We start from the raw sequence: 24,581 nt of genomic DNA, 5'->3' as shown, positions 1-24,581 counted from the left end.
GCCTTCCCCCCTTTTTTCTCTCCACAATTAACAACGATCTGTACTCATGTTTTTAAATAAAAAAACCGCATGACAATGCTGAAGCCACTAGTCACGCAGTCCTTTTTTAAATTGCATGAAGTGCGTACAGGGCCCTACTCGAGAAGTTCCGATCTGATGTTGGGGAAGTACACCAGAGCTCATCCTCCTCGAGCAGAGTCCATACACGCGCTCCGTGTTCCAAAGAAGTGTTGCCACTAGAGCAAACCTCCCAGAACGTCATCCTCCGCTGCAGAGAATGCAGCTTCAGTTTCTTCCTGGTACGTAGCCCAGGCCTGAGCGTCCCAAATTTCAAGAAAATCAACTGATCCGATAACCACACACTCTTTGGTTAAGCCCGCATAATTGCGATGCCCCGCCGAAAGGGTGATGCGCCCTTGGCCATCTGGTCGTTGTTCATCCGCACTTGCTGCAAGGTTTCGGATAAACGCACGTGCCTCTGGATTTGTCCGTGAAACCGCTGCCGCCTTGCGAGCTCTGGCAGCGAACTCCTCTTTGGGATAAACCGCGAGACTGTGGTCTTGACCTTTTGTCACCATTAGCCCTCCTGCAAGCTCCTCACGAAACTTTGCCGGAAGTGTCAATCTGCCTTTGTCATCAAGTTTTGGGGTGTAGGTACCAAGGAACATCCTTGAGGTCCCCTTCCCCAGTCACCTTCTGGCATCGGTAGATCAATTTCATTTCTGACGGTGCCTAGTGATCTCTCATGCAAGACCACTATGCACCGCTGAAGCCCACAATACCCCACTTTCCCCCACCTGAATCAAGTACCAACACAATTTTCCCCCGAAACACATATATAAGACCAGTTCAAAGCCAAAAAATCAAAGTGGGGCACTCTTGGTGTCGCCCCCTCTTTTCCATTCACACCTCCCACTTTACTAACTTTTTTTAACTCTGTTCACTCACACTTAAAACGGGATGAGCCCCAACATAAAATGCCCACAACCTGGCAAAATGCTAAAAAATCTCAGCAAAATTTCAGAAAACTCTGCCCGGAATGAGACTTTTTTAATAAATGTATAGCTATTTTTCTAATGGTGGGATTCTAGGTGGGGGAAAATGGGGGAAAAATGGGTTTGCTAGCCCTACAGCACAAAACCCACCTATTTCGTCATCTTTCCCGCCCCACATAGAAGAGCACCGTGTGCGATCCCTGATCTAAACAGAGACCACACCCGGTGCTGGGGGAAATAAGCCCTACCTACAAAATCATTAAGGCCTGGCCACTTCTACCACTATCGGCAAAAGCAGCCAGGCCTTGTTACTGCAATTGTGCAGTTATTTACCCTCAAAGCGACGACGAAAGTTTTCTTCCATTTTGTCGCTCAAGGAGGATGACCCTCCACGTCCGCGCGAAGGGGATGCCGAGGAAACCGACGAGAAAGAAATTCTTCCCGAGCCATTTCCGCGCAACATCCACACACCCGAACCAAACATGACAAGAAATCCGATAATTCCTAGCACAACGAACCACAAGGTTTGCTGACTTAGGGCAACGCCAGCGATCAGGAGAACAAGCCCAAGGACAAACAATGCAATCCCTCTAAGAGTTAAGGCACCGCCCCCAAGACCACTGTCACTTGCGACGACTTTTCCGAATTTCGGATCATCAGCCATAAGCGCCTGTTCAATTTCCCGCAGCGCTCGTTGCTCCTGCTCAGAAAGCGACATGATGTCCTCCCGGTACCTTTTGTTGAGACGTTTTACTTCTATGTTTTATTAACGCTCAGAATATCCGGAATGTTCCCTTCAATGCTAATGGCCTTAAAATTCTCTTTTCGCCAGCATTTAAGAAGGCTTTCAAATCCGAGCTCAAGGCCTATCCAACCCTAAACCCAATTAGGATTCAGCAAGATTTTAAGCAGCTTCAGTTGACCAACCGAGGCTCTGTTCCGCTTCTTCAAGGAAGTGCGCAACCTGCAACAGGAACCTATCCAGCTTTTCTTGACTGAGGCTAACCGCTAACCCACTCGCAGCTCGAGAACGGAGTTGGGAAAACTGCGATAGTTCATCTGCCCATGTGGCAGCCTGCGCATCAACAAGCCGCAATTGATCCCAAGCTCCGCGTGGCTTGCGCTTGCGCTTCGCCACCGGACTTCCTGCAATTACAGCTCCAGCAGTGCGAAGGGCGGATTGATATCCAAGCTCCAAAGCGAGGAGCAGGTCCCCCTCTCGGCGATGCTGTTTAGCTTGCCGCAACAACACTGTGGCTTTGGAAAGGAATTCTGCCTCCTTTCCTTGAACTCGCATAAAACGCGTCGTTGCCGAAATTATCTCGCCCATCACGTTCACGCCCTTCTTTAACTTGGTTCCCGTCTCTGTCAATCGGATTGCCCATGATGTTAAACGCTAGGGTGGACACCTTCCCCAAACTATTCGAACAATTGTTTTATTTTTGGTGGCAGACCCACTCAAAATGGGGTTTTAGAGGAAAAGACACAATCCAAAGGAATGAGATCTGGTTTGATAGTGAACGTGTCCCTTACTATTCGCAGGCTAAGCATTCCTGAATTCACGACCAATACCCCAGTTCTCGTTGATGTCTACATCACAGCTATGAAATATCAGCACTCAATTAGGGACACACGTATTGAGGTCTGGCGTCGAAACTCTCAAAATCCAGGTTTTACCGCAGTCTGCGCATTAAAAGACGATGAGGTTGTCGGTGTTGCCTACGGTTTTTATGGCAGCCCTGATCATTGGTGGCAACACCAGCTTCGGCGCGGACTACGCCACAAAGGCGGTCCCACAGCAGAAGAAGTAGACATCATTCAAAACTACTTTGAGGTTGCAGAGGTCCACGTCCTACCCGGTTTCCAAGGACATGGAATCGGCAGAAAAATGATGTTTGAGTTGCTCCGGGATCAACCACGATCACACGCAATACTGTCTACCCCCGAGGTTGAGCAGGAGTCCAACCATGCTTTTGGACTTTACCGCTCCCTCGGCTTTAGTGATCTACTTCGCCACTTCCGCTTTGATGGTGACCAAAGAGAATTTGCGGTACTAACTACTGCCCTGCCCTTGCGGTCAGCACAATCGTCTTAATTAGCGCACCGCATCCTGACCATGCTCAGCACCCCATGCTGGTGCCATGCCCAAGTTGTGCAGAACTTCTTGGGTTGCGCGGGTGAAATTGAGGGTCATAAAGTGCAAGTCAACTGCACCTTCAGCAATAAGACGCTCCGCCATCTGAGTGGTGTATTCAATACCGACTTTGCGGATTTCATCCCTATTGGCTTCCTCATCCCCATTGGCCGCTTTCAGCAGTCTATCTTCCAACTCACGTGGCAATTGGGCGCCAGATAGCTCAACCTGTCGACGCACAGACTTCAAGCTGGTGATGGGCATTAGACCCGGAATAATCGGCTTCGCTCCATGCACAGGATCCGCAGCGATGAGACGATCACGTAGACGCAAATAATCATCGACATCAAAAAACATCTGCGTAATGGAATACTCTGCCCCGGCGCGCAATTTAGCCAGGGTGTACTGCGTATCTTCCTCCAAAGTGCGGGCCCGGAAATGTCCCTCAGGGAAGGAAGCAATGCCGATATCAAAGTGCTGATATTTCGGTGACTTTTTGATCAGTTCGATAAGTTCATTTGCGTAGTTCAGTCCACCGGGAGTTTGCTGCCACTCTCCCAAAGGATCTCCTGGAGGATCCCCACGCAACGCCAGAAGATTTATTAATCCCAGCTCGGAATATTCCTGCAGGATTTGTTCCATTTCTTCCCTGCTGTGATTAACCAAGGTGAGATGCACCAAAGTTGTTAAAGGCTGGCGAGACAAGCGTCGCGCAATTCGCGAGGTTCGTTCACGAGTTGATCCACCAGCGCCGTAGGTTACCGAGACAAATGATGCACCCAGGTCGTGGAAAACCTCAGCTGCACGATAAAGGCGTTCTTCAGCTGCATCATCTCGGGGAGGCATAAACTCAACAGAGAAGGGCACTCGACCTGGCGATGGGCGCTTTAATACATCACTAATAGCCCATTGAGAAGAGGCTGGGATGTTAGATGACTGCATGCCTGAGTATCTTAGTGTGAGGAAGTCGTTTTTTAGGGACTATGCAACAGCATAAATTCATGTCTGAAAAACGCTCACAGCTCACACCACTATCTTGACGAAGGACGACCACTTGAGCACCTTTGATGCCCACGACCTTGACCTCAACCGAATTCCTGCGGTTGTTCATGATCGTCTCAGCGGATTTCTCGATTCTAAAGACGAAGATATTGCAGCCATCGGCACGCCAGTCTCAGATGCGGTCTCCTATTTACGATCTTTTGTCCTTAATGGTGGAAAACGCATTCGTCCCCTTTATGCGTGGGCAGGCTTTGTCGCAGCTGGCGGTTTAGAGCACAGCTCAGAAAAAATCGAGGCTGTCCTCGACGCCGCCGCTAGCCTGGAGTTTATTCAGGCTTGTGCGTTGATTCATGATGACATTATTGATTCTTCAGATACTCGTCGTGGAGCTCCTACAGTTCACCGCGCGGTGGAGGCTTATCACCGGGAGCACAGCCTTGAGGGAAGCGCTGCGCACTTTGGAGAATCAGTCTCCATTCTGGCCGGCGATATGGCTTTGGTTTGGGCCGAAGATATGCTGCAGGATTCTGGTCTTTCCGCAGCAGCTCTCCAGCGCTCCCGCCCAGCTTGGCGAGGCATGCGCACCGAGGTCATTGGAGGCCAGCTCCTGGATATCTATTTGGAAGCGCACGCAAATGAGTCTGTAGAGCTAGCTAACTCCGTCAATCGTTTTAAAACTGCTGCTTACACCATTGAAAGGCCCCTACATCTGGGAGCGTCTATTGCCGGTGCTAGCCCTGAACTCATTGGGGCGCTGCGCAATTATGGTCATGATATTGGCATCGCTTTCCAGTTGCGTGATGATCTCCTCGGTGTTTTTGGTGATCCGGCTATTACTGGCAAGCCTGCCGGCGATGACCTTCGTGAAGGAAAGCGCACAGTGCTGCTAGCAAAGGCATTGGAAAGGGCAGATCGCAACTCCCCTGCTGCAGCCGCTGCTATTCGCGCCGGTATTGGAAAAGTGACTCAGCCTGCAGATATTGCAGAGCTTGCGCAGCTTATTCGAGAAACAGGAGCGGAAGCTGAGATTGAGGAAATGATCGCTAATCTCACCACTTCTGGTCTTGAGCATTTGGAAACTGTCACTATGCCTGCGGAGGTCAAAACGCTATTGCGTGACCTTGCTATTCGCTCGACCGAGCGACGGATGTAAGAGAAATGACTTCTACCCTGCTACATTCACTGCGCCATTCCGCGGCGTTTCGGACACTTACCAACCCAGTATTCCTGGCAGTTGCTGCAGGCATAATGCTGATGCTGGGCTCTTTTGGCGGTGGCGCCATTCGTTATCGTGGCGGTGTTTTGGACGCTCTGGGTTTAAGTTTTTTGGCTTATGGCCACGGTCAAGGACTGTCCAATACAGTGCTCTTTATTGGCCAGATCTTATTAATTGGTTCATGGGTCCATCTAGGACATCGCCTTTTCAAAGGCGGTTTTGACGTCGAAAAGCGTCTTGAACTGGTCAAGCGCACCCTGGTTGCGCTGCTGATCCCCTTGTTTTTTGCCGCGCCGATGATGTCGCGCGATGTTTATTCTTATTTGATGCAGGGCGCAATGTTGCGCGATGGTTTTGATCCCTACACCGAGGGCGCGGCCGTCAACCCAGGGCCTATGTTGCTGGAAGTCTCCCACGATTGGCGTAACACCACCACACCTTATGGCCCCCTCCACCTGTGGATTGGTAACATTATTACCACGATGGTGGGCGACAATGTCACCCTGGGCGTCATGGCTTATAAGGTGATTTCCATTGCTGGCCTGATCGGCATCGCCTATGGTGTTTCCGGAATCGCCAAGCATTTTGGCGCGGATCAGGCAGTGGCTCTCTGGATCGGCGTGGCCAACCCGGTGATGATCATTCACATGATCGGGGGCATGCACAATGAATCCTTGATGGTTGGCTTGGTCAGTTGTGGATTATTGCTGGTTTTGCGGAAGAAATACGTCTTGGGTGTGGCGCTCATCGCGATCGCAGTTTCCCTTAAAGCCACCGCCGCGATTGCTCTACCCTTTGTCGTATGGATTGGCATGTTCTATTTTGCGCAGCGCCTGGCAAATAAGAAGGGCCACACTGAACCCACCCTGGTACAGCGTCTCATCGCTTTTGTCAGCGCCGGTGCTGTCGGAGTTGCGATTACCGGAGTTGTGGTCAGCGCAATTACCTGGATGTCTGGCGCTTCGTGGGGCTGGATCAGTGAAATCAGTGGCAATAGCAAGGTTATTAATCCACTTGCTTTCCCGTCTTTAGTTGCAAGCGTCATTGGTCTGGTCGCACGCATTTTTATGGACGATTTTAATTACAACGCAGTGGTTGATGTACTGCGAAATGTCTCTATGGTGCTCATGCTGCTGGGACTCATTATTTGTTGGTGGCTTTTCCGCCGTACACCCCGGCGCGCCATTGCCGGTACTGCCGCAGCTTATGCCGTGGCCTTTGTATTTAATTCGGTCACCTTGCCCTGGTATTACGCTAGCCTCTTTTCCCTGGTGGGAACCTTCCGCCCACCTTCATGGCTCTTGCGCTTCTTTGCGGCATTTTCGGTGTTTATAGCTTTGATGTTTAGTGGTAGTGGAAACCACATGCTTTATACCATCGTCATGGTCATCATTGCCATGCTCATCGCGTGGATTGCCACTGTGGTGATTTTTGATGATGCAAAGGGAAACACTGTGCTCACGGCGAAACCAAACACAGTGCCAAACTCGGTGCCAAACACTGAGCCAAACACAGCTCTAAACACAGTGCCAAAGCAGGACCCCACCAGCTAGGTCGGCCACACAGTCCAGGTTGAGGTCCAGGTCGAGGCCTAGAACCTCATACTTAGAGGGGCACGTTTAGCAATCTGGACGTGCCCCTCTATTTCTATTTTTAAAAACTCTTAAAAAGCCATGGCCTGTGCGCGGCGCATGACCTCGCGAGCGAGGTGCCCGTGCAACCCGTCGATGGGGCGACCTGGCAAAGAGTCATCCTCAGTAAAGAGGAACTTCAAAATTTCTTCATCGCTGTAGCCACCATCGGACAGCAAAGCGATAACACCTGGAATAAAGCGGTTGGTGTTTTCCTTCTTGGTGCTTAGGAAAGCTTCTGGAATATAACGGACACCATCTTTTTGGACGGTAATCAGTTTGTGCTCGCTGACCATATCCATCACCCTGGTCACTACAACGTTTAGACGTTCAGCGATTTCAGGGATGGTGAGCAAAGGCTCGTTCTCTGGCAGGACTTCATGGGATGCATTGTTGGAACTCACAGCACTAATTTAGCCCCTCACCTGCCTAAGAGTGAAGTGGGTTTTAAGTAGCACCTGCTCACAGCCCTTTTCCGAATCCCCTCATCTCCCCCAAAACCAGATCCAACCTCGACAAAACCATGAAAAACCACGAGAAAACCACGAAAAACCTCCGGTGTCAACGCCTCTCACTACCACTTTGGGCCCTGATTCCGACATACTGGAACTCATGGTGAACTTGAAGGTCGGGGACATTTTAGAGGACAGGTATCGGATCGACGCTCCGATTGCGCGAGGTGGCATGTCCACTGTTTATCGCTGTGTTGACCTCCGTCTTGGCCGGTCAGTAGCGCTTAAGGTGATGGATCGCGAGTATGTAAATGATCCAATTTTCCGGCAGCGTTTTCGCCGTGAGGCGCGTTCCATGGCGCAGCTTAATCACCCTAATTTGGTCAATGTTTATGATTTCTCCGCAGCTAGTGGCCACGTTTATTTGGTAATGGAACTTATCACCGGTGGCACCTTGCGTGAGTTATTAGCTGAGCGCGGTCCCATGCCACCCCATGCCGCCATTGCAGTGATGCGCGGAGTGCTTACCGGACTGTCCGCAGCCCATAAAGCAGGCATGGTGCACCGCGATATTAAACCTGACAATGTGCTGATCAATAGCGATCACCGCGTTAAGCTCTCAGATTTTGGCTTGGTACGCGCGGCTTATGCGGGCCAGTCTTTAGATAACCAGATTGTGGGCACCGTGGGTTATCTCTCCCCGGAGCAGGTTGAAGGGGAAGAAATTGGTCCCGCCAGCGATGTCTATTCCGCCGGCATTGTGCTCTTTGAGCTGCTCACTGGCCAAACTCCCTTCAGTGGCAAGGATGACATTTCCCACGCCTATGCGCGCCTTTCAACGGTAGTGCCAGCACCGAGTTCGCTTATCGACGGCGTACCGTCGCTGGTGGATGAGCTGGTTGCCACGGCTACAGCGCGCGAGCCCGCTGACCGTTTTTCCGATGCAGCAGAGTTCCTCAATGCCTTGGAAGACGTTGCCGCCGAGTTGCATCTGCCCTCCTTCAGAGTGCCAGTGCCAGTTAATTCTGCAGCGCACCGGGCTAATGTTGAATCCCCCGCAGCTCCACCCACGGATATGTTCACTACCCAGATCCCTAAGGTTGAAGCCGAAGATCACACCACGATTATTCCGGCGGCTCCTGCGCCTGCAGCAGAAACTTCCATCCTTCCGGAATATGTACCTGCTAAAGCGACTCCGGATTATGGCGATGCAGATTTCGCACCAGCTCCAGCTGATTATGTCCCGCAGCAACCGGAAACCAATCTGCATATGGAGGATCAATCCTTAGTCCCCCAAGAAGAGCCTGATATACCGGCGGTGAGTAATCGCTCCCGGCTTAAAGTCACTCTCTGGTCCATCTTTGTGGTTATCGTCATTGCTGCTGTTGCGGTGGGCGGCTGGTGGTTTGGCTCTGGCCGTTATGGTGAAATCCCGCAGGTCTTGGGGATGGATAAGGTTCAGGCTGTGGCCTTGGTTGAGGAGGCTGGTTTTGCAGCCCACACCGAGCAGCGTTATGACAATGAGGTTCCAGTCGGATCAATCATTGGAACTGAACCGTCTTTTGGTGAGCGCCTTCCTCGCGGCGAGGATGTCAATATCCTTGTTTCTCAGGGGCGCCCTGAAGTACCGGATCTCGGCGAGGACCGATCCGTGTCAACTGTCCGTACTGCTTTAGAAGATCGCACCCTGGTGTGGGTTGATGGCCCGGCAGAATATTCAGATGAGATTCCTGAAGGCCAGGTTTCTTCCACCACTCCGCGCGCTGGCACTTCCCTAGATGTGGGTTCCACGGTGCAGGTTCACTTAAGTCGGGGACCGGCACCTGTTGCTATTCCTGATGTTTCTGGCATGAAAGCTGACAAAGCAATCAAGGTGTTGGAAGGTGCGGGATTAGTTGTTAGCTCCACTACCGAGGCCTTTGATGCCTCCACCAAAGCTGGAGAGGTTTTTGCTACCGAGCCTGCTGCTTCAACTGAGGTAAAACGTGGCAGTAGCGTGGTGCTTAAGGTTTCTAATGCCATTGAAATTCCAGATGTGGTGGGGATGGATAAGGATAAGGCCACGGAAACGTTGGCCGAAGCTGGCTTGGTTGTTGCGTCGACAAGCGTTGTCCCCGGTGAGGCCGCCAGCTCGGCTGATACCGTTGTCAGTGTCCAGCCCGAGTTGGGCGCATTGGTTGACCCTGCCAACCCGCAGGTCACGCTCGGCCTGGCGGGTGAGGTTGAAGTGCCTAGCATCGTTGGACGCAAGGTCAGTGATGCCCGTGAGATTCTCGCTGAAGCAGGATTGGTGCTCATCACTGATGCTGCCGATGATGATCGTGTTATTACTCAAACTCCACGTGCACGCAGTGAACTCTCCGTAGGTGGAGAAGTAACCATCAGGGCTTTTTAGAGATCATGAATAAACAGACATTTTATTGGGTAAGCACCTCCTTGGTATTGATGGGTGCTCTAGGAACCATCCTCTTAGGATGGCCACTGGCCTGGCGTGCCCCCATTGACTTGGAGGTTTATTGGCAAGGTGCACAAGAATTCTGGACCGGCTCCAATCTTTATGAACTGCGCTTTCCCACGCGCACGACTACCCTGCCCTTTACCTATCCGCCTTTTGCCGCCATTATTTTCACTCCGGTTTGGTGGTTGGTAGATCTCGTTGGCCTCACTATTAGCAGCCTTATTTTTACGCTGCTCTCATTGCTGATGCTCTTCTATATTTCCAAACTCCTGCTCAGCATTGCTGGCATCCACAGTCGCCTGTGGATCTTCGTTGGTGGTGTAGCCATGTGCCTTACAGTGCCGGTTCATTCCACCTTAAATATTGGTCAAATCAATATCGCTTTGATGACCTTGACGCTTATCGACGTCACCCGCTCGGGTCACTTCGACAAGCCCACCGGGTGGATAAGGTGGGTGCCACTCGGGCTCCTCACCGGAATCGCCGCCGCGATTAAGCTCACTCCCCTCGTCTTTGGGCTCTATTTCCTCATGTTATGGATCATGGGTAAATCCCCACGGGGTCTTTTGGGCATGCTGGGTGGCTTTTTTGGTGCCACCGCCCTGGCATTTATTGTGCAACCTGCAACTAGTTTGCAATATTTCACTCAGGTGCTTTTTGCTACCGATCGCATTGGGGATCAAAGTTATGCCAAGAACGTTTCCTTCCGTGGCATGATTGAACGTTTTCCAGAACTTGGTTCCGCAGCTTCTCTCGTGTGGGTACTAACAGTATTTGTGGTGCTTGTGCTCATCGAAGTTGCCCTATTTAGAATCCTGTCTCGCGGATTCACTCCTCGCACCACCATATTGGCTGTGAGTGTAGTGTCTTTGGCAGCGGTTTTATGCTCACCCGTAAGTTGGTATCATCATTGGGTCTGGTTAGTACCACTAGTGGCCGCTTTATGGATTAATGGTTTTCATAAGTTGGCCCTCTGGGGAGTTTTCGCCCAAACCGTAGGCTCTTTCCATATGTACCTACCTGCAAAAAATGGTGCAGAACTTAGCTGGAACCCCTTTATGCATATCCTTGCCACACATTATTTGTGGTACTCACTTGCTGTGATCATTGTGCTAATTATCAAAGAAGTGCCTGCACCAAAGGAAGTTTCCCGTTAGCAATGTCCTATAATGGCACCTTTGGCAGAAATCTTCATGGGGTCATACCGCTTATATAAGCTCCATGTTCTCAAAACAGGAAAGGACCTCGCATCTTGCCAACTTCACAGTCCTCCCCCGCTGAGGAGGCTTTTAAGCTCTCTCCACGCATGCTGCTAAGTCTAATTTCACTGCTCGGAATCGTCGCAGGCTTGATCGTCAACAAAATTCTGATTGAGAAGTTCGACTGGCGCATCGATGCTGCGGTGTATCGACAAGGCGTGCTGGCGCTGGTAAACGGTGAGTCTCTTTATACCGAGCCTTTTGATATGGGCGATATTTCTTTGCCTTTTATCTATCCGCCCATTGGTGCGGCCGTCTTTTATCCCTTTGGTTATTTTGAGTTCCTCAATGATGAACTATTGGGCAACTTCATGGTGGTTGTTTCCTCTTTATTGATGCTCTTTTGCCTTTATTTAGTAACCAATGCAGTGCTCAAAGGCCAAGATCGTCTGACATCATTTGCCATCGCTGCCATTGCTTGGCCGGTTGTATTGTTAACGGAGCCGGTCATTCTTAATGCCGATCTCGGTCAGATCAATATCATCATCATGGCCTTGGTTGTTTATGATCTCTTACCTATAAAACGCCGTATTCCGCGGGGTGTACTCATAGGCTTAGCAGCAGCAATTAAGCTCACTCCTTTGGCAATGCTGCTCTATTTCCTGGTCAAAAAAGACTTCCGGGGCATTATCAACGCGTTGGTATCCTTGGTGGCTTTTACTGCCATTGGTGCGCTCATCACCTGGGATAACACCAAAGAGTATTTCTTGCACACGCTCTTTGCGCTTAATGCCTCTGGTGACTCCGGAGTTAGTACTGTCTTCCAATCGAATAGTTCACTCCAGGCCATGATTTACCGCTGGTGGCTGACCGATGATGCAGCGATGTCTGGATCTGCGCCAATGATTATCTGGATTGTCCTCAGTTTGATTGCGATTATTGCTTGCGCAATCCTTATGCATCACCTGTTTATCCGTAATCTCATCCCCGAAGCAGCCATGGTTAACGCCATGTTGATGCTGTTGATTTCCCCCATCTCTTGGTCCCATCACTGGGTCTGGTTGTCTCTGTGGGCGCTAGTATTTGTGGTGCGCTATGTCCAACATCCGCAACACCCACGCCCCTTGCTTATCAGCGGCATTATTCTCGCCATCGTCCAGCTGATTCTGCCACCTAAATGGTGGTTTGGTCGCGATGGAGTTGATGTTTTTGCACTGAATTTCTGGCAAAAGCTCATAATCTCGGATTGGACTTGGCTCTCAATTGGCCTTTTGATTACCTTGGCTTTCAGCCTTAAGGCTTTCCCAAAGACCACGGCCTCAACCTCATAGTTTTTAAGGAAGAAAAATCCCGATGTCAGGTGCCATCGGGATTTTCATTGTGCAGCTTTCTCAAGCTAACTCCTAGTTGCGCAGCATTTCTGCAACCAGGAAGGACAGCTCGAGGGACTGCTGAGTGTTTAGACGAGGATCGCAGGCTGATTCATAACGGCCTGGCAGGTCAACATCGGTAATGTCTTCTGCGCCACCCAGGCACTCGGTGACATCTTCACCAGTGAACTCAATGTGGATTCCGCCTGGGTGGGTGCCCAGGGCACGGTGCACCTCAAAGAAGCCCTGGACTTCATCAATAACCTTGTCAAAGTGACGGGTCTTGTATCCATTGGAGGCGGTAAAGGTATTGCCGTGCATAGGGTCGGACTGCCAAATAACCTTATGTCCGGAAGCCTCAACAGCCTGGATAACTCCAGGAAGCACCGAGCGCACCTTATCGTGACCCATACGAGCCACGATGGTGAGGCGACCTGGTACGAAGTTTGGATCCAGCTTGTCTGCATAAGCAACAGCTTCTTCTGGAGTAATGCCTGGGCCGATCTTGATACCAATTGGGTTGGCGATCATAGATGCAAAGTTCACGTGGAAATCATCCATGCCACGAGTACGCTCACCGATCCACAGCTGGTGTGCGGAAAGATCATAAAGCTCCTGGTTGCCATCTTCATCGGTGGCCAGGCGCAGCATGGAGCGCTCATAATCCACCAGCAAGGCTTCGTGGGAGCAGTAGATATCGGCAGCTCGCAAAGACTCATCAGAGACGCCACAAGCCTCCATGAAGCGCAGGCCAGAGTCGATCTCACGAGCCAGTGCTTCATAACGAGCACCTGCTGGGGAATTCGCCACAAACTCGCGGTTCCACTCGCTCAGGCGATAAAGATCAGCGGTACCAGAGCTGGTCAGCGCACGAACCAAGTTCATTGCAGCTGAGGCATTAGCGTAGGCACGAATCATGCGGGCTGGATCGTGGCGACGAGCCTCAGGGGTTGCTTCGACGCCGTTGACAATGTCGCCGCGGTAATTGGGCAAGCCGTTGCCATCGAGATCAGAGGAACGTGGCTTGGCATATTGGCCGGCAATACGCGCCATCTTGATAACTGGGGTGGAGGCGCCGTAAGTAAGAACAACTGCCATCTGCAGCAAAGTCTTGATATTGGCACGGATATGAGGTTCTGTGTTGGACTCAAAGGTCTCAGCGCAGTCACCACCCTGCAATAGGAATGCTTTACCATTGGCTACGTCGGCAAGTTTCTTCTTAAGCTCTACAACTTCTGGTGCCACCACAATCGGAGGTACAGATTCTAGAATCTTGCGAACGTTTTCGGCTTGGCTACGGTCCCAGGTCGGCTGTTGTTTTGCGTCGCGGGAAATGATGTCCTCAAACTGCTGCTGCATGCCAACTGGCAATGGGGGCAAATCAGGGAGAACTTCTTTAGGGATGTCTACTGTCCAACTCACACCCCTATTCATATCACGAGTGAGTTGTTTTATGGAATGGAACTTTTAGCCGATTCTCTCTCGAGCTATGAAACAGGCCCGCTTTCTACACCCGGTTGCGGGCACCTAAAGGTAATGCCTGCATACATACCCGGAATTTAGCCAAGTTGTGTCGAGCATCTACTAAGGCATCATGGTTACCCTGCGGCAGTGCGGGCAGCGTCGGGTGCCCTGCCATTTCCCAATACTGTTTTAGTTCTCGGGTATAACGTGGAATTTCCCGAGGTAAAGCTGCCATATCACCCCACAATTGAGCCAAAAGGACATGGTCATAGGCTCCCACCCAAGCCCAAAGTTCAATGGGGCCAGCGCCCGCGCTAAGAAACTTCAACACCTCTGCGCGGATGGTGTCATTGGATTTCCACACTGGTGAGGAGGGATTGGGGAGTTTATCCAGTACGTTTACCCGAACCCAAGAATTTGCCTTGGCGGGATCAAAGCTGGTGGACACTGCATAATATTCGCGGCCGTCCTCCGCCACAATGCCGATGGAGACTAAATCAATCGTGCGTCCATCTTCAATGAACTCGGTGTCATAAAAATAGCGCACGAAAGTAAAAGTCCTTTACAGCTAGGAAAAAGTTAACTGTGCTTCATCCTAGCCGGAAACCCCATGTGGCCGAGCTTAAAGTCCACCTCTAACTCCTGAATAGTTCCCACGAACAGTTAGACTGCTATTTATGTCCGGAGATAAGTCCCCAGCTGGAATAGCGGGAATTGCTAAGAATTTCACACTGAGAGGCTATTTCTCTCACCCCACTATTCGTAAAGCGCTCGTGGTGATGGCAGCACTGGCTACCACCCTCACGCTGTGGCCCTCCATTTTTAATGTCCGCGCCATTGAGCAATTCACCTTTTTCTATCACATAGATAGTGATGTCTACCGTGCTGGCGCGCTAGCGTTCCTGCATGGAGAAAACCTCTATACCCAGGATTATCAGGTGGGTGGTATTCAATTACCTTTCACCTATCCACCGATTGCCGCTGCAGTATTTGTCCCCTTGGGCATCATTCCCAGCAATATCGCTGGCATCTTGCTCACACTTTTGTCCACGGTGGCGTTGTGGTGGTGTATTGCTATTGTGCTGCGCCGGACTTTCACCAGCATGGACACTCCTGATTCCCGCCTTTTGGCATTCCTTATTTTGCCTATCGCCTTGTCTACTGAGCCGGTATTTCAGACTGTGCAATTTGGGCAAGTCAATATTTTCCTCATGACCTTGGTCCTTATGGATACATTCACCAAGAAGCCTTGGTTCCCGCGCGGTTTTTGGATTGGACTGGCTGCTTCAATCAAACTCACCCCGGCAGTTTTTGGGCTCTATTTCCTGGTGAAGAAGGATTGGAAGGGGGCTGCAGTTTCTGTTGCCTCAGGTGTAGGTTTTTCTGCCTTGGCTTTCCTGCTGGCACCGTCTAGTTCCAAGATTTATTGGACTGAAACCCTCAGCGATCCCACGCGAATTGGCAACCTGTCGTATATCACCAACCAATCGATGCGTGGCACCTTAAGCCGAATGCTCCATGAGAATCAGGGTCTCGTCGAGAAGCTTTGGTACGTGGCCGTGCTTGCCTGCCTAGTTGGTGTTGCGGTGGCAATGTGGCGCGCGGTGCGCGCTGGAAATCCACTGGGTGCACTGCTGTTGAACTCCCTGATTGCGCTGCTGTGTTCGCCTGTGTCTTGGTCACACCACTGGGTGTGGCTGATTCCTTTGGCGCTAGCACTGGCAGCTAGTGCGTGGAATCAGCGCCACAGTGCGCCGGCGACCGCTGCCACGGCTGCGTTGCTTTCACTGATGAGCACCGTGCCGATGTTTATTCCAGCGTTTTGGAATATGCCTTATGATCCTGAAGCTGCACCCAGCTGGCCCTTGTTGCTACAACCTGCAGGCAATTCCTATGTGGTGGTTGCGCTCATAATCACCATTGTGGCGATCTTTAAGCCCGGAATTTTTGGCAATGCGCCAGCCAGCACCAAGCAGCCTGCGCAAATTTTGGCAGTGGCCTTGGGCCTGATTGTGCTGTCCCTGGCTGCCAATATTTGGTTTAAGGGCAATATGTCTAATGAAACCCTGATCCAATACCCATTGCAGACGCTGGAAGGACGCGGCCTCACACAATTGGGTGATGTACTGGCCAGTCCGCTTTATTTCGCGAATCCAGGGGTGGCGCTGGCGGTGGTCGGCCTCATCAATAGTATGGCATTGCTGTGGACGCTATGGCTTTTGGTGCAGCGTTTTTCCACTTTCACACCCCACTTGCTGATCTTCCTTGGTGCAGTGGTATTTGCGTTGATTTCTTTCCCCGTTCAAGACGCACTGCAATTTGGCTCGCTAACCTTGGTTTCTTTGGCGCTTATTTGCACCGATTTCTTTGCGCCTAAAACGCTTTGGCGCCGTGGCTTGCTCACGGGTATCGCAGCTGGCTTAAGTGGCTGGCCGATTCTGATTTTGGTGGGTTATCTGATTCAGCGCCGTTTCCAGCCTGCCCTCTTCGCTGCGGGCACTGCGTTGGTGTTGTGGCTGCTAGGTATTCTGGCCAACCCGAAGTCCTTCAACCTGAATTTGTATTATCAGTGGTTTAGTGGCCGCGATGGTCGCGATAATATCTCCATTTTTGCCTTTGTGGCACGCTGGATTAGCAATTCCCAAGTACTGATGATCTCTTGGTTCATTCTCGGCTTGGTTCTGGGTGCCTTTGCAATTTATCGCACCTTTAGCCGTGGTGAGCTGGCGCTATCTCAAGCTTTGACGATTGCTTTACCGGCTCTTGCGCTGCCCACAGTCGAACTACACCACTGGGTGTTACTGCTTCCATTGCTTGCGGTGCTATTGTCTGAGCGTCGTTTTGTCCAGCTATATCTACTGCTCTTGGTGTATTTCTTTGCCTGGCTACCACAGCATTTGTCCTATGGCGCTGTATTTCCGCTAAATAATCCAGCCCCCACCGGATATGTCGCGCATTTTGGTTGGTACCTTTTGGTCGAGCCGCTGGCGCTTGCCCCCGCCTCGATTGTGCTCGGTGTTTTTATCAGCGCAGAGTTGTCGCCTAAAGAAAAAAGCGCTGCCTAGCGCTTTTCGACGAAAAGATGATGGTGTTATTTCTTTTTCCGGGTGGGAAAAAATAACACCACGGCGATAGCTATGACCACTAAGGGCGCTACCGTCTCTCGTGCCATATCAAAGGCTGCGGCGAGTACATACACCACAATTAACAAGGTGACGGCGAGCAGCTTATAAAGCAATGAATTTTCCACCAGATATCCTTCTTTCCAGTTTTCTTTTCCAGATGTTACTTGGAGAGCTCACGTTTGGAAGGCACCGGCTGTGCATTTTCACGCCGCTGCGCAATCTTTAGTTTGGTTTCTTCCATCAACTTTGATGCCGGCAAACGCGGCGGAACAACAGTCCAGCCCACAATCGGAATCCGGGAAATAAGGTAGACTATGTAACTTCCCAGTAGCGCACATACAAAAGCGATGAGCATCCAAGTTCCACTCCACTGCCACATATTGGGTGAGGTGTTGTCGATGTGCACAAGTTGCGGGCGCAACCCCAAGCGGAAAATGAGCGTGAGCCCCAGTGCATGCCCAATATAAATAGGTAGCGTATGGCGTCCGAGAAACTTAAGCACCACCTTCACCGGGCCGATTTTAGCCAGCCACACGCAAAGCACGATGCCAATCGGCAAGGAAAATAAGCGGATGAGCACAGCTGGGATGTGGTCTAGATCCGCTGGGGTGAGTTGGCCTCCAAGTGAGGTAGCAAAAGCGTCTTTAAACCGAATTAGCAGCTGCATAGTCAATCCATAAGATTCGCGGTTTCTTATAGAGTCCGCGAAAGCTCCCACAGCCAGGCCCGCAACATAAAGTGCAAAAGCAAAAACCACTATGGTGGCCTGCGTTGCCGAGGCTGCGAACTTACTGATTAATGGGCGGAAATAGGCTCCAATAAAAAACGCAGGCATATAAATAAGACTTTTGCGCACCAACTCAAGTTCACTAAAAACTGGCATAAATAGCCACGGAGCCAGTACCACGGCCGCAATTGTCCAGGCGGGGAGTTTTTTGGTGGCCCATAAGGCGATATTAAAAAGCACCAGCATAAAGAGGAACCAGTACATATTCTCGCCGCTGAGAATACTCTCAAGGTACCAATCTATTTCAGAGAAGGGCCGACCTACGGCCAGGTTTGCTTCCAGGTTGAAGGCATAAAGATTGACTGGAACCCAGCAAAGATAAGGAACTGCGTAAAACCATAGGCGCCCGCGGAAAAGCTGACTAAAGCTTTGGTTTAGAACCTTGACCGCAAAAAATCCACTAACCAAGAAGAAAAGTGGCATTCTCAGCGGATCCAGCAGCAGGTTTAGCTGCGCAACGAAGGTATTTTCAGCCTCGGGAATGGCCATGGTGACATGGAGTAACACCACGCCCAAAATCGAGAGACCTTTGGCTATGTCTGGCCAGTCCATCCGTTGATTCGCTGATTTTTTAAGGGTGCTGTTTTTTAAGTCCCCTGACAGACGTGCTGGTTTAAGGCTTCCAGTTTCCACGTTGGCAAAAGCTCCTAGCATTCAGCAGCGAACTCTCAAGTGGAATTCAGACGGCCAAATATTGAATCTCTAAGCAGACTGTTAAAACTGAAACCCGTTAGTTTTTCCAGCATTTTCCGGAAGTTTCCTAAGTCTTAACTTATGGTTCTCCTAGAATACCTGCCGTCCAATTAAAAAGAAAAACCTTTGCAAGAATCTGAGTGTCATCTCACGCTCCTCAAAGAGGACGATGAGGTCACACCCAAAACTGCAAAGGTCATCTTCTGAAATGGATTTACTGAGGCTCAGTGCCCGGTGGGAAACCCTCACCTGCTGCGAGGGACTTCTTTACATCGGCGGCATAGGCATCCACATAGGACCCACCGGTGAGATCAGCCAGAATAAACATCACGTGATCAGTCAATTGGCGTGCCGCTTCATAACTGCCCAGTTCCAGGCCTTTTTCTGCAATAAATGCGCGGGGATCAATGGGGGTTCCCACCTTCACTCGCACCTTGGCTGGGCGCGGAATGGTGGTGCCAATGGGGTTGGCATTGCGGCTGCCGATCATCGCAATGGGGATGATCTCCACACCGGTTTCCATAGCCACATAGGCCATGCCGGTTTTACCCTTATAAATGCGTCCATCAGGTGAACGGGAGCCTTCTGGATAAATTCCAAAGAGGTCTCCCCTACCCAAGACCTTCTTTGCGGTATTCATCAAAGAATCCATGGCATTATCGGCGGTGCGATCCAAGGGCTCTTGGCCAACAGCGGTAAAAAACCACTTTTGGAAACGGCCTTTAAGCCCCGTGCCGGTGAAGTATTCCGCCTTAGCGGGGAAGGTAATCTGCCGTGGGCACAACAAAGGGAAATAGAAGGAGTCCATAACAGCCTGGTGGTTGGAGGCCAAGATGGCAGGGCCTTGGCTTGGGATGTTTTCCCCGCCTTCAATTTCCGGCCGATTATAAACACGCAAGAATGGGCCAACCAGGACATATTTGAATACCCGATACCAATTGTTGTTCATGGTTTCAAGAATCCCTTTCTCCGCATTAACGAGCCAGAGGTGGCACCTCTGGAGTTTCCTTTACAAGACTACTTCACCCTGCCTGTACTTTGCCTTAAATCCCCTTCAAAGCATGGCAGGGTGCGTCGAAAAGCACTCTTTTAAAGCGCTTGGCGCGCAATATCGGCGGCGCCAATCATACCGGCGTCGGCGCCGAGCAGCGCGGTGCTAACCCGCGCCTGCGGACGATAACCTGCACCCACGATGCGGGTGGAAAAATGCTCCACGGCAGCGTGAAGGTAAAGGTCAGCGTCCTGGGAGACACCACCACCAATGACGATGAGACCAGGATCAAGGACATCAGCCACAATGGACAAGGTTTCGCCCAGCCAGATACTAAAATCCTCCATGACCGCCAGGCCCAAAGGATCCTGCTGGCGGGCGGCCTCAGTGATCATCTTGCCGCTGAGGTCATCGATCTCCATCGAATCGAGGTGCTTGAGCAGCTCGCTGCCCTCAAAGTGTCCGTTAGCAGCAAGCTCGCGGGCGGTATCAACCATGGCGGTACCTGAGCAATAGCGCTCCAAGCAGCCCTTTTTACCACAGGGGCAGGGGCGACCATTGGGAACTGCGCGCAGGTGGCCAAATTCCGGCGCCGTACCGAAGGCACCGCGGTAGATCTTTCCATCAGCAATCAGCGCTGCACCAATTCCAGTTCCCAACGCCAGCAGCACCCAATTGTCTTCACCTTGGGCGCTTCCATATCGGTATTCACCCCAGGCAGCAGAGTTGGCATCGTGTTCAAGGCGCACCGGGAGCTGCAAAAGATCCTCCAGGCGGGAGCGCACTGGCTCATCGCGCCAAGGCAAATGCGGGGCAAAACGCACCCGCTCACCTTTGGGGTCAAGAAATCCGGCCACGGCCATTCCAACAGCGCTAATGGGGAATTCTGCCTGCAACTTGGCAGTCAGATGGGCAATCCCCTGCTCGATGGCGTCGGTGGTTTGGGGCGAAGGTGCTGACAGGCTCTTAATAATTCGCCCGGTTTCATCAACAACTCCCGCGCGCATATTTGTCCCGCCAATGTCGAAGCCCACCGCATAGCTGGTCGGATTCTGTGGCATTTACTTAAGGCCTCGCGTTCTTGACAAAGGTTTTTGAAAATAATCTTTCAAAGTATATCTAGCACTTGCCCGCGAACCATCATCGTGGCTCCCCTTGCAAAATTTCATGCAGGCGCTGCCCCATTATTTCCCACGCCCACTTTTCCTCCACATGCTGGCGCCCAGCCGCCCCCATCTCGGCCCGGAGCTGCGGCTTACCCAGCAGATCCACCAGCACCTCAGAGAGCTTCTCGACGTCCCTACCCTCAACCACAACGCCGGTGCCGGCAGTTAAGGTCTCAGGGGCTCCGCCGGAGGTACCAGCGACAACTGGCACCCCACTTGCCTGCGCTTCCAAGTACACAATGCCCAAACCCTCAACGTCGAGGCCTTTGCCGCGCGTGCGTGCGGGCATCGCAAAAATATCTGCTGCAGCGAGGATTTGCACCATTTCTTGATGTTCCAAGCGGCCCAAAAATTGCACATTCTTGTTTAGCCCGGCTGCGAGTTTGCGAAGTTTAGCCTCATAGGGGCCGCTTCCAACAAAAAGCAGCTGCGTGGTGGGAAAGCTTTTGAGCACTTTAGGCAACGCTTTAATAAGAGAATCCTGCCCCTTGCGCGGTACCAATCGAGAGATGCACACAATAACCGGGGTTTCTCCCTCCAAGCCGTGGGCCTTCCTGGTGTTGAGGATCTGCGTGTCGGTGGATGGCTGGAAAGTATGGATATCCACGCCTGAGGGGAGGTGGCGATATTCCGGCTGCTCACCAAAGGCCTTTTGGAATCGGTTGAGGGTGTAATCCGAGATATAGGTGATTACATCAACCTCATTGCCGATTTTGCGGAGCAAATCTTTTGACACCGGCAACATGGACCAGCCCACCTCATGGCCATGGGTGGAGGCAATAATCTTGCTGGCACCTGCTTGGCGTGCAGCTCCAGCCATTAGGGCCAAAGGTGCTGCTGCCCCGAACCACACATTGTCAATGTCTCTGGCTTTGATAATCTCCACCATGGCCTGCGCTGTGGTTGGCGATGGCAACATCACCGAGCGCGGCCAGCGAATAACCTCATAATCCAAGGTGGCATCGTAGGCCCGGGCTTCCTCGGTATTTTGGGTGGAGGCAAATACTGTGATCGTGGCAGGGTCTTGGGTGCCGATAAAATCTCTCAAATAGCTTTGGATTCCGCCGACCCGTGGCGGAAAATCATTGGTCACCACTAGTGTTCTGAGAGTTTTAGGCACGAAAGCCCTCCTTTGAAAATGAGAAACTAGTAGCGGCGTGCTCCATAAAATGGTGCTGAATCAACAGATACCACCTGGACAGGGATTCCATAATCCGAGGCATGCACGATCTTGCCATCCCCGATGTACATACCCACATGTGTTGCACCTGGATAATAACCGATGACATCACCTGGCTGCAGCTCATCCTTGCTTACAGGGGTACCGCCAGCCATCTGAGCTTGGGAGGTACGTGGCAGGGTTTTACCCATTTGCTGATATGCCCAAAAAATCAAACCAGAGCAATCAAATTCATTGGGTCCGGCTGCGCCCCAGCCGTAGGGAGAGCCGAGCTTTGAAAGAGCTGCATCAACAGCAGCGGAAGCCGCGGTGCCACTGCCCAAGAAGTCATTGATGTTGATATCCACCGGGCCGTTTTTGGCGATCCACAGCTCTCGTTCCTGCTGAGACAGCTGATTAACGCGATCTTTGATCTCAGCTTGCTTTACATCAAGCTCTTGTTTTTCTTTGTTTAGCTTGTCAAGGCGCGCTTTGAGGTCACCTAATTGGAACTCGGCTTCGGCTTTTGCACGATTGGCCTTCCCTAAAGCTTCTGCAGATTCCGCAGAGGCATCCTGCAAGGACTCCACAGCTTCGCTTGTGGTTTTGGAGAGAGTGCGCAAATAACTCATGCGATCAATGGCATTTTGAGGGTTTTCCGCTGATACTGCGATAGAAATTGGATCAAGCACGGTTCCGCGATATTTCGCCTGTGCGATCTTATCAATATCGCCGTGGTTAGCTTCGACATTTTGAGCAGCTAAATCGGCCGCTGCTTTGAGCTGATTAACCTCGTTTTGAATTTCTGCCACGTGGGCTTCGCGCGCAATAACATCCTGCTCAAGTTGTTTGACTTCCTCATTTTGCGCCGAGACGGTTTGGGAAATGGTATCCATCTCTGCGATGAGTTGATCAACCTCTGTAGCAAAGGCTGCATGGGGGCTTTGCAGGAGTGAGCATAGAAGCACACCAGAGGTCACCAGCCCGACCCAACGACGTGTAAACACAGAAACTCCCGAAGACAGATGTAATCCAAGTGATTGAAGATTCCCCAGCTGCCCGCACTTGGATTGAGGCTTAAACACCAGGACTTTCACTGTGAAAATCTTAACGTAGTTACTTATTTCTGAATAGACCAAAACACCTTAAATAAAGCAAAGAACCTCTAGCTGATCAAATCAGCTAGAGGTTCAATGGCGATGCGTGTTCAGGTAAGTCTTAGAAACGCACTGCAGAGTAGAAAGGCATGTAATCAATTGGGCTCTCGGACAAAGGAGTGCTTTCGTTCAGAGCGTGGATCACGGTGCCGTGGCCGGAGTAGATTCCTACGTGGGTAGCGCCGGAGTAGAAAGCAACAATGTCGCCAGCCTGGAGGTCAGAGTAAGCAACTGGGGTGCCCTGTGCTGCCTGAGCCTGGGAAGTACGAGGAATGGACTTGCCTACCTGGCTATATGCCCAAGAGGTAAGGCCAGAGCAGTCGAAAGCGTTAGGGCCAGCTGCACCCCAACCGTATGGGGAACCAATCTTGGTACGAGCAGCGTCGACAATCGCCTGTCCGGTGCTCTGTGCAGGAGCTACTTGAGCTTCAACTGCTGGTGCATCTACAACTGCTGCGTAAGCAACAGGTGCGGCCTGGTTTGCCAGGGAAGGAATCCACTGATCAATGCCAGGAACATTGTTAATACCTGGGGTGTTCTCAATGCCCGCAACCTCAACACTGTATCCAGTGTTAGGGACTACTACCTGCGCTGCTTGCGCTGGCTGCGCAATTGCGGCGGTAGCGCCGAGCGCAACTGCTGATGCTGCTACAACGTTACGAGTTGCGTTCGAATGTACTTGACGGTGCTTGCCCACTGTTGAAACTCCAAATCTTCCTGTTTGCCTACCGAGTTAGCTGTCGGGTTCGGAGCGGAAGGCCCCTATCTTCACTCTTTCCTCTGGCTTTAAGCCGTTGGCCCTTGTGAAGAACTCACCCCAGGAACGCGTGTGGTTCCCCGGCTCGCTTTGTTGCTATCTCTTCCGGCTATGAGCCTTTGAAATACCGCCTGGCGACTAAGCATGTTCTATTGTTTCTCTGATGCTGGCGGATTAGATATTCCCAATCCCTCCTGCAAGGTCTCAATAAGGTTACGAAACCGCATCAACCCTTGTCTAGTTCTCCACCAAATTCCACAGCGTTACAGAACCGTTATCGTTGTTTGATTTGACCGAGACTAATTTGCTTTACTCAACTCCCCCAACCAGATTAGGCCACTGATTGTGCCTCCGATTTAGCCCTTAACAGGAGGTTCGCAACAATCGACGGTTTAATGAAAATTCTTGGCATACCCTAAACTCGACACCCTTCAATACCTATCATCAACGATGTGACCTTTCCCACATTTGATTTAAAAAGGCCAAGCGAGCTTTATAAAGCACGAAAAACTGGGTATTTTCCAACCGATTTAAAGGGCATTAGAGGGCTTTTTGGGGCACCTTTGCCGGTGCCAAATGGCATCTCCGACATAAGGGTTTCAGACGATAAACAAGCGCCTTATGTGCATATGAAAACTCTGCGTTTACTAAGACGTGTGCAGGAGATTTTTATACCTATATATAAGGAACAGAATGAACGCGAAGCGGAGTCTATCTAGCAAGTGGCGAGACGGTGATAAAGGGGCCTGTCTAGACTCCATAATCTGCCCTATCAATAGGAACCTGTTAAAGAAATGGGCATAAAAAATGGACCCTCCGAAGAGA

At 51.2% G+C, this 24,581-nt stretch carries 22 protein-coding genes and 1 riboswitch; of the genes, 8 read left to right on the top strand and 14 right to left on the bottom strand.

From position 1 onward, the window contains the following. Positions 1–236: 236 nt before the first annotated feature. The 3 genes from mraZ to SFC07_RS01525 all read right to left on the bottom strand — a co-directional run bounded on the left by mraZ (position 237) and on the right by SFC07_RS01525 (position 2,325). Positions 237–668, bottom strand: a complete 432-nt coding sequence (gene mraZ / locus SFC07_RS01535) for a division/cell wall cluster transcriptional repressor MraZ (RefSeq protein ID WP_411206462.1) — start codon at positions 666–668, stop codon at positions 237–239. Between the two features lie 652 nt (positions 669–1,320). Continuing rightward, the gene (locus SFC07_RS01530) at positions 1,321–1,713 is read right to left on the bottom strand and encodes a DUF3040 domain-containing protein (RefSeq protein WP_411206461.1); all 393 of its coding nucleotides are present in this window, start codon (positions 1,711–1,713) and stop codon (positions 1,321–1,323) included. Between the two features lie 186 nt (positions 1,714–1,899). Then, entirely contained in the window at positions 1,900–2,325 is a 426-nt protein-coding gene (locus SFC07_RS01525; RefSeq protein ID WP_411206460.1) for an SAV_6107 family HEPN domain-containing protein, read from the bottom strand. A 192-nt stretch (positions 2,326–2,517) separates the two neighbouring features. On the opposite strand from SFC07_RS01525, the gene SFC07_RS01520 reads away from it, so the two are divergent. After that, positions 2,518–3,090, top strand: coding sequence for a GNAT family N-acetyltransferase (locus tag SFC07_RS01520; protein WP_411206459.1), 573 nt, complete (start codon positions 2,518–2,520; stop codon positions 3,088–3,090). Here SFC07_RS01520 and metF read toward each other — a convergent pair whose 3' ends face one another. After that, a complete protein-coding gene (gene metF, locus SFC07_RS01515) occupies positions 3,091–4,071 on the bottom strand; it encodes a methylenetetrahydrofolate reductase [NAD(P)H] (protein ID WP_411206458.1) in 981 nt (326 codons plus the stop codon). 112 nt (positions 4,072–4,183) lie between these two features. Between metF and SFC07_RS01510 the strand changes: the two genes are divergently transcribed. Further along, positions 4,184–5,284, top strand: coding sequence for a polyprenyl synthetase family protein (locus tag SFC07_RS01510; protein WP_411206457.1), 1,101 nt, complete (start codon positions 4,184–4,186; stop codon positions 5,282–5,284). 5 nt (positions 5,285–5,289) lie between these two features. Next, positions 5,290–6,900, top strand: coding sequence for an alpha-(1->6)-mannopyranosyltransferase A (locus SFC07_RS01505; protein ID WP_411206456.1), 1,611 nt, complete (start codon positions 5,290–5,292; stop codon positions 6,898–6,900). A 110-nt stretch (positions 6,901–7,010) separates the two neighbouring features. On the opposite strand, the gene SFC07_RS01500 is transcribed toward SFC07_RS01505, so the two are convergent. Further along, positions 7,011–7,382 (bottom strand): Rv2175c family DNA-binding protein, encoded by a 372-nt coding sequence (locus SFC07_RS01500; RefSeq protein WP_411206455.1) that lies wholly within the window; start codon positions 7,380–7,382, stop codon positions 7,011–7,013. A 208-nt stretch (positions 7,383–7,590) separates the two neighbouring features. Between SFC07_RS01500 and pknB the strand changes: the two genes are divergently transcribed. The 3 genes from pknB to SFC07_RS01485 all read left to right on the top strand — a co-directional run bounded on the left by pknB (position 7,591) and on the right by SFC07_RS01485 (position 12,418). Further along, positions 7,591–9,825, top strand: coding sequence for a Stk1 family PASTA domain-containing Ser/Thr kinase (pknB, locus tag SFC07_RS01495; RefSeq protein WP_411206454.1), 2,235 nt, complete (start codon positions 7,591–7,593; stop codon positions 9,823–9,825). A 5-nt stretch (positions 9,826–9,830) separates the two neighbouring features. Beyond that, the gene (locus SFC07_RS01490; RefSeq protein ID WP_411206453.1) at positions 9,831–11,045 is read left to right on the top strand and encodes a glycosyltransferase 87 family protein; all 1,215 of its coding nucleotides are present in this window, start codon (positions 9,831–9,833) and stop codon (positions 11,043–11,045) included. Positions 11,046–11,140: 95 nt separating this feature from the next. After that, a complete protein-coding gene (locus tag SFC07_RS01485; RefSeq protein ID WP_411206452.1) occupies positions 11,141–12,418 on the top strand; it encodes a glycosyltransferase family 87 protein in 1,278 nt (425 codons plus the stop codon). A gap of 72 nt (positions 12,419–12,490) precedes the next feature. Here the strand turns inward: SFC07_RS01485 and SFC07_RS01480 are convergent, their stop codons facing one another. Both SFC07_RS01480 and SFC07_RS01475 read right to left on the bottom strand, forming a co-directional pair. Next, positions 12,491–13,879 (bottom strand): class II 3-deoxy-7-phosphoheptulonate synthase, encoded by a 1,389-nt coding sequence (locus SFC07_RS01480; protein ID WP_411206451.1) that lies wholly within the window; start codon positions 13,877–13,879, stop codon positions 12,491–12,493. Positions 13,880–13,964: 85 nt separating this feature from the next. Further along, positions 13,965–14,468 carry a polyadenylate-specific 3'-exoribonuclease AS gene (locus SFC07_RS01475; RefSeq protein WP_411206450.1) on the bottom strand — a complete coding sequence of 168 codons (504 nt, stop codon included), beginning with the start codon at positions 14,466–14,468 and terminating at the stop codon, positions 13,965–13,967. 130 nt (positions 14,469–14,598) lie between these two features. Here SFC07_RS01475 and SFC07_RS01470 point away from each other — a divergent pair, with 130 nt between their 5' ends. Further along, positions 14,599–16,986 carry a glycosyltransferase 87 family protein gene (locus SFC07_RS01470; protein ID WP_411206449.1) on the top strand — a complete coding sequence of 796 codons (2,388 nt, stop codon included), beginning with the start codon at positions 14,599–14,601 and terminating at the stop codon, positions 16,984–16,986. Between the two features lie 26 nt (positions 16,987–17,012). Here SFC07_RS01470 and SFC07_RS01465 read toward each other — a convergent pair whose 3' ends face one another. The 7 genes from SFC07_RS01465 to SFC07_RS01435 all read right to left on the bottom strand — a co-directional run bounded on the left by SFC07_RS01465 (position 17,013) and on the right by SFC07_RS01435 (position 23,696). Further along, positions 17,013–17,171: a hypothetical protein gene (locus tag SFC07_RS01465; protein ID WP_411206448.1), complete on the bottom strand. Its 159-nt coding sequence runs from the start codon at positions 17,169–17,171 to the stop codon at positions 17,013–17,015. Positions 17,172–17,206: 35 nt separating this feature from the next. Continuing rightward, complete coding sequence (locus SFC07_RS01460; RefSeq protein ID WP_411206447.1) at positions 17,207–18,385, bottom strand: acyltransferase family protein; 1,179 nt, start codon at positions 18,383–18,385, stop codon at positions 17,207–17,209. Positions 18,386–18,740: 355 nt separating this feature from the next. Then, positions 18,741–19,475, bottom strand: a complete 735-nt coding sequence (locus tag SFC07_RS01455) for a lysophospholipid acyltransferase family protein (protein WP_411206446.1) — start codon at positions 19,473–19,475, stop codon at positions 18,741–18,743. 140 nt (positions 19,476–19,615) lie between these two features. Further along, positions 19,616–20,578, bottom strand: a complete 963-nt coding sequence (locus SFC07_RS01450) for an ROK family glucokinase (protein WP_411206445.1) — start codon at positions 20,576–20,578, stop codon at positions 19,616–19,618. Positions 20,579–20,657: 79 nt separating this feature from the next. After that, positions 20,658–21,803: a glycosyltransferase family 4 protein gene (locus SFC07_RS01445; RefSeq protein WP_411206444.1), complete on the bottom strand. Its 1,146-nt coding sequence runs from the start codon at positions 21,801–21,803 to the stop codon at positions 20,658–20,660. A 26-nt stretch (positions 21,804–21,829) separates the two neighbouring features. Continuing rightward, positions 21,830–22,849: an NlpC/P60 family protein gene (locus tag SFC07_RS01440; protein WP_411206443.1), complete on the bottom strand. Its 1,020-nt coding sequence runs from the start codon at positions 22,847–22,849 to the stop codon at positions 21,830–21,832. Positions 22,850–23,060: 211 nt separating this feature from the next. Then, positions 23,061–23,696 carry a C40 family peptidase gene (locus SFC07_RS01435; RefSeq protein WP_411206442.1) on the bottom strand — a complete coding sequence of 212 codons (636 nt, stop codon included), beginning with the start codon at positions 23,694–23,696 and terminating at the stop codon, positions 23,061–23,063. Between the two features lie 11 nt (positions 23,697–23,707). Then, positions 23,708–23,877, bottom strand: a riboswitch (cyclic di-AMP (ydaO/yuaA leader). A 331-nt stretch (positions 23,878–24,208) separates the two neighbouring features. Here SFC07_RS01435 and SFC07_RS01430 point away from each other — a divergent pair. Continuing rightward, positions 24,209–24,475: a hypothetical protein gene (locus SFC07_RS01430; RefSeq protein ID WP_411206441.1), complete on the top strand. Its 267-nt coding sequence runs from the start codon at positions 24,209–24,211 to the stop codon at positions 24,473–24,475. Positions 24,476–24,581: the final 106 nt, after the last annotated feature.

Origin of the sequence: Corynebacterium callunae (assembly GCF_046592015.1) — a bacterium.
In the GTDB taxonomy this organism is placed as follows: Bacteria; Actinomycetota; Actinomycetes; order Mycobacteriales; family Mycobacteriaceae; genus Corynebacterium; species Corynebacterium callunae_A.
Note: the sequence above shows the minus strand (reverse complement) of the source record. Positions and strands in the feature narration are given on the sequence as shown.

What these genes read in the sequence shown, in the direction of transcription:
- SFC07_RS01470 (WP_411206449.1), top strand. Translation starts at nt 14,599, where the DNA reads ATGTCCGGAGATAAGTCCCCAGCTGGAATAGCGGGAATTGCTAAGAAT.
- metF (WP_411206458.1), bottom strand. Translation starts at nt 4,071, where the DNA reads ATGCAGTCATCTAACATCCCAGCCTCTTCTCAATGGGCTATTAGTGAT.
- SFC07_RS01455 (WP_411206446.1), bottom strand. Translation starts at nt 19,475, where the DNA reads ATGAACAACAATTGGTATCGGGTATTCAAATATGTCCTGGTTGGCCCA.
- mraZ (WP_411206462.1), bottom strand. Translation starts at nt 668, where the DNA reads ATGTTCCTTGGTACCTACACCCCAAAACTTGATGACAAAGGCAGATTG.
- SFC07_RS01450 (WP_411206445.1), bottom strand. Translation starts at nt 20,578, where the DNA reads ATGCCACAGAATCCGACCAGCTATGCGGTGGGCTTCGACATTGGCGGG.
- SFC07_RS01460 (WP_411206447.1), bottom strand. Translation starts at nt 18,385, where the DNA reads ATGGACTGGCCAGACATAGCCAAAGGTCTCTCGATTTTGGGCGTGGTG.
- SFC07_RS01525 (WP_411206460.1), bottom strand. Translation starts at nt 2,325, where the DNA reads ATGGGCGAGATAATTTCGGCAACGACGCGTTTTATGCGAGTTCAAGGA.
- pknB (WP_411206454.1), top strand. Translation starts at nt 7,591, where the DNA reads ATGGTGAACTTGAAGGTCGGGGACATTTTAGAGGACAGGTATCGGATC.
- SFC07_RS01505 (WP_411206456.1), top strand. Translation starts at nt 5,290, where the DNA reads ATGACTTCTACCCTGCTACATTCACTGCGCCATTCCGCGGCGTTTCGG.
- SFC07_RS01490 (WP_411206453.1), top strand. Translation starts at nt 9,831, where the DNA reads ATGAATAAACAGACATTTTATTGGGTAAGCACCTCCTTGGTATTGATG.
- SFC07_RS01530 (WP_411206461.1), bottom strand. Translation starts at nt 1,713, where the DNA reads ATGTCGCTTTCTGAGCAGGAGCAACGAGCGCTGCGGGAAATTGAACAG.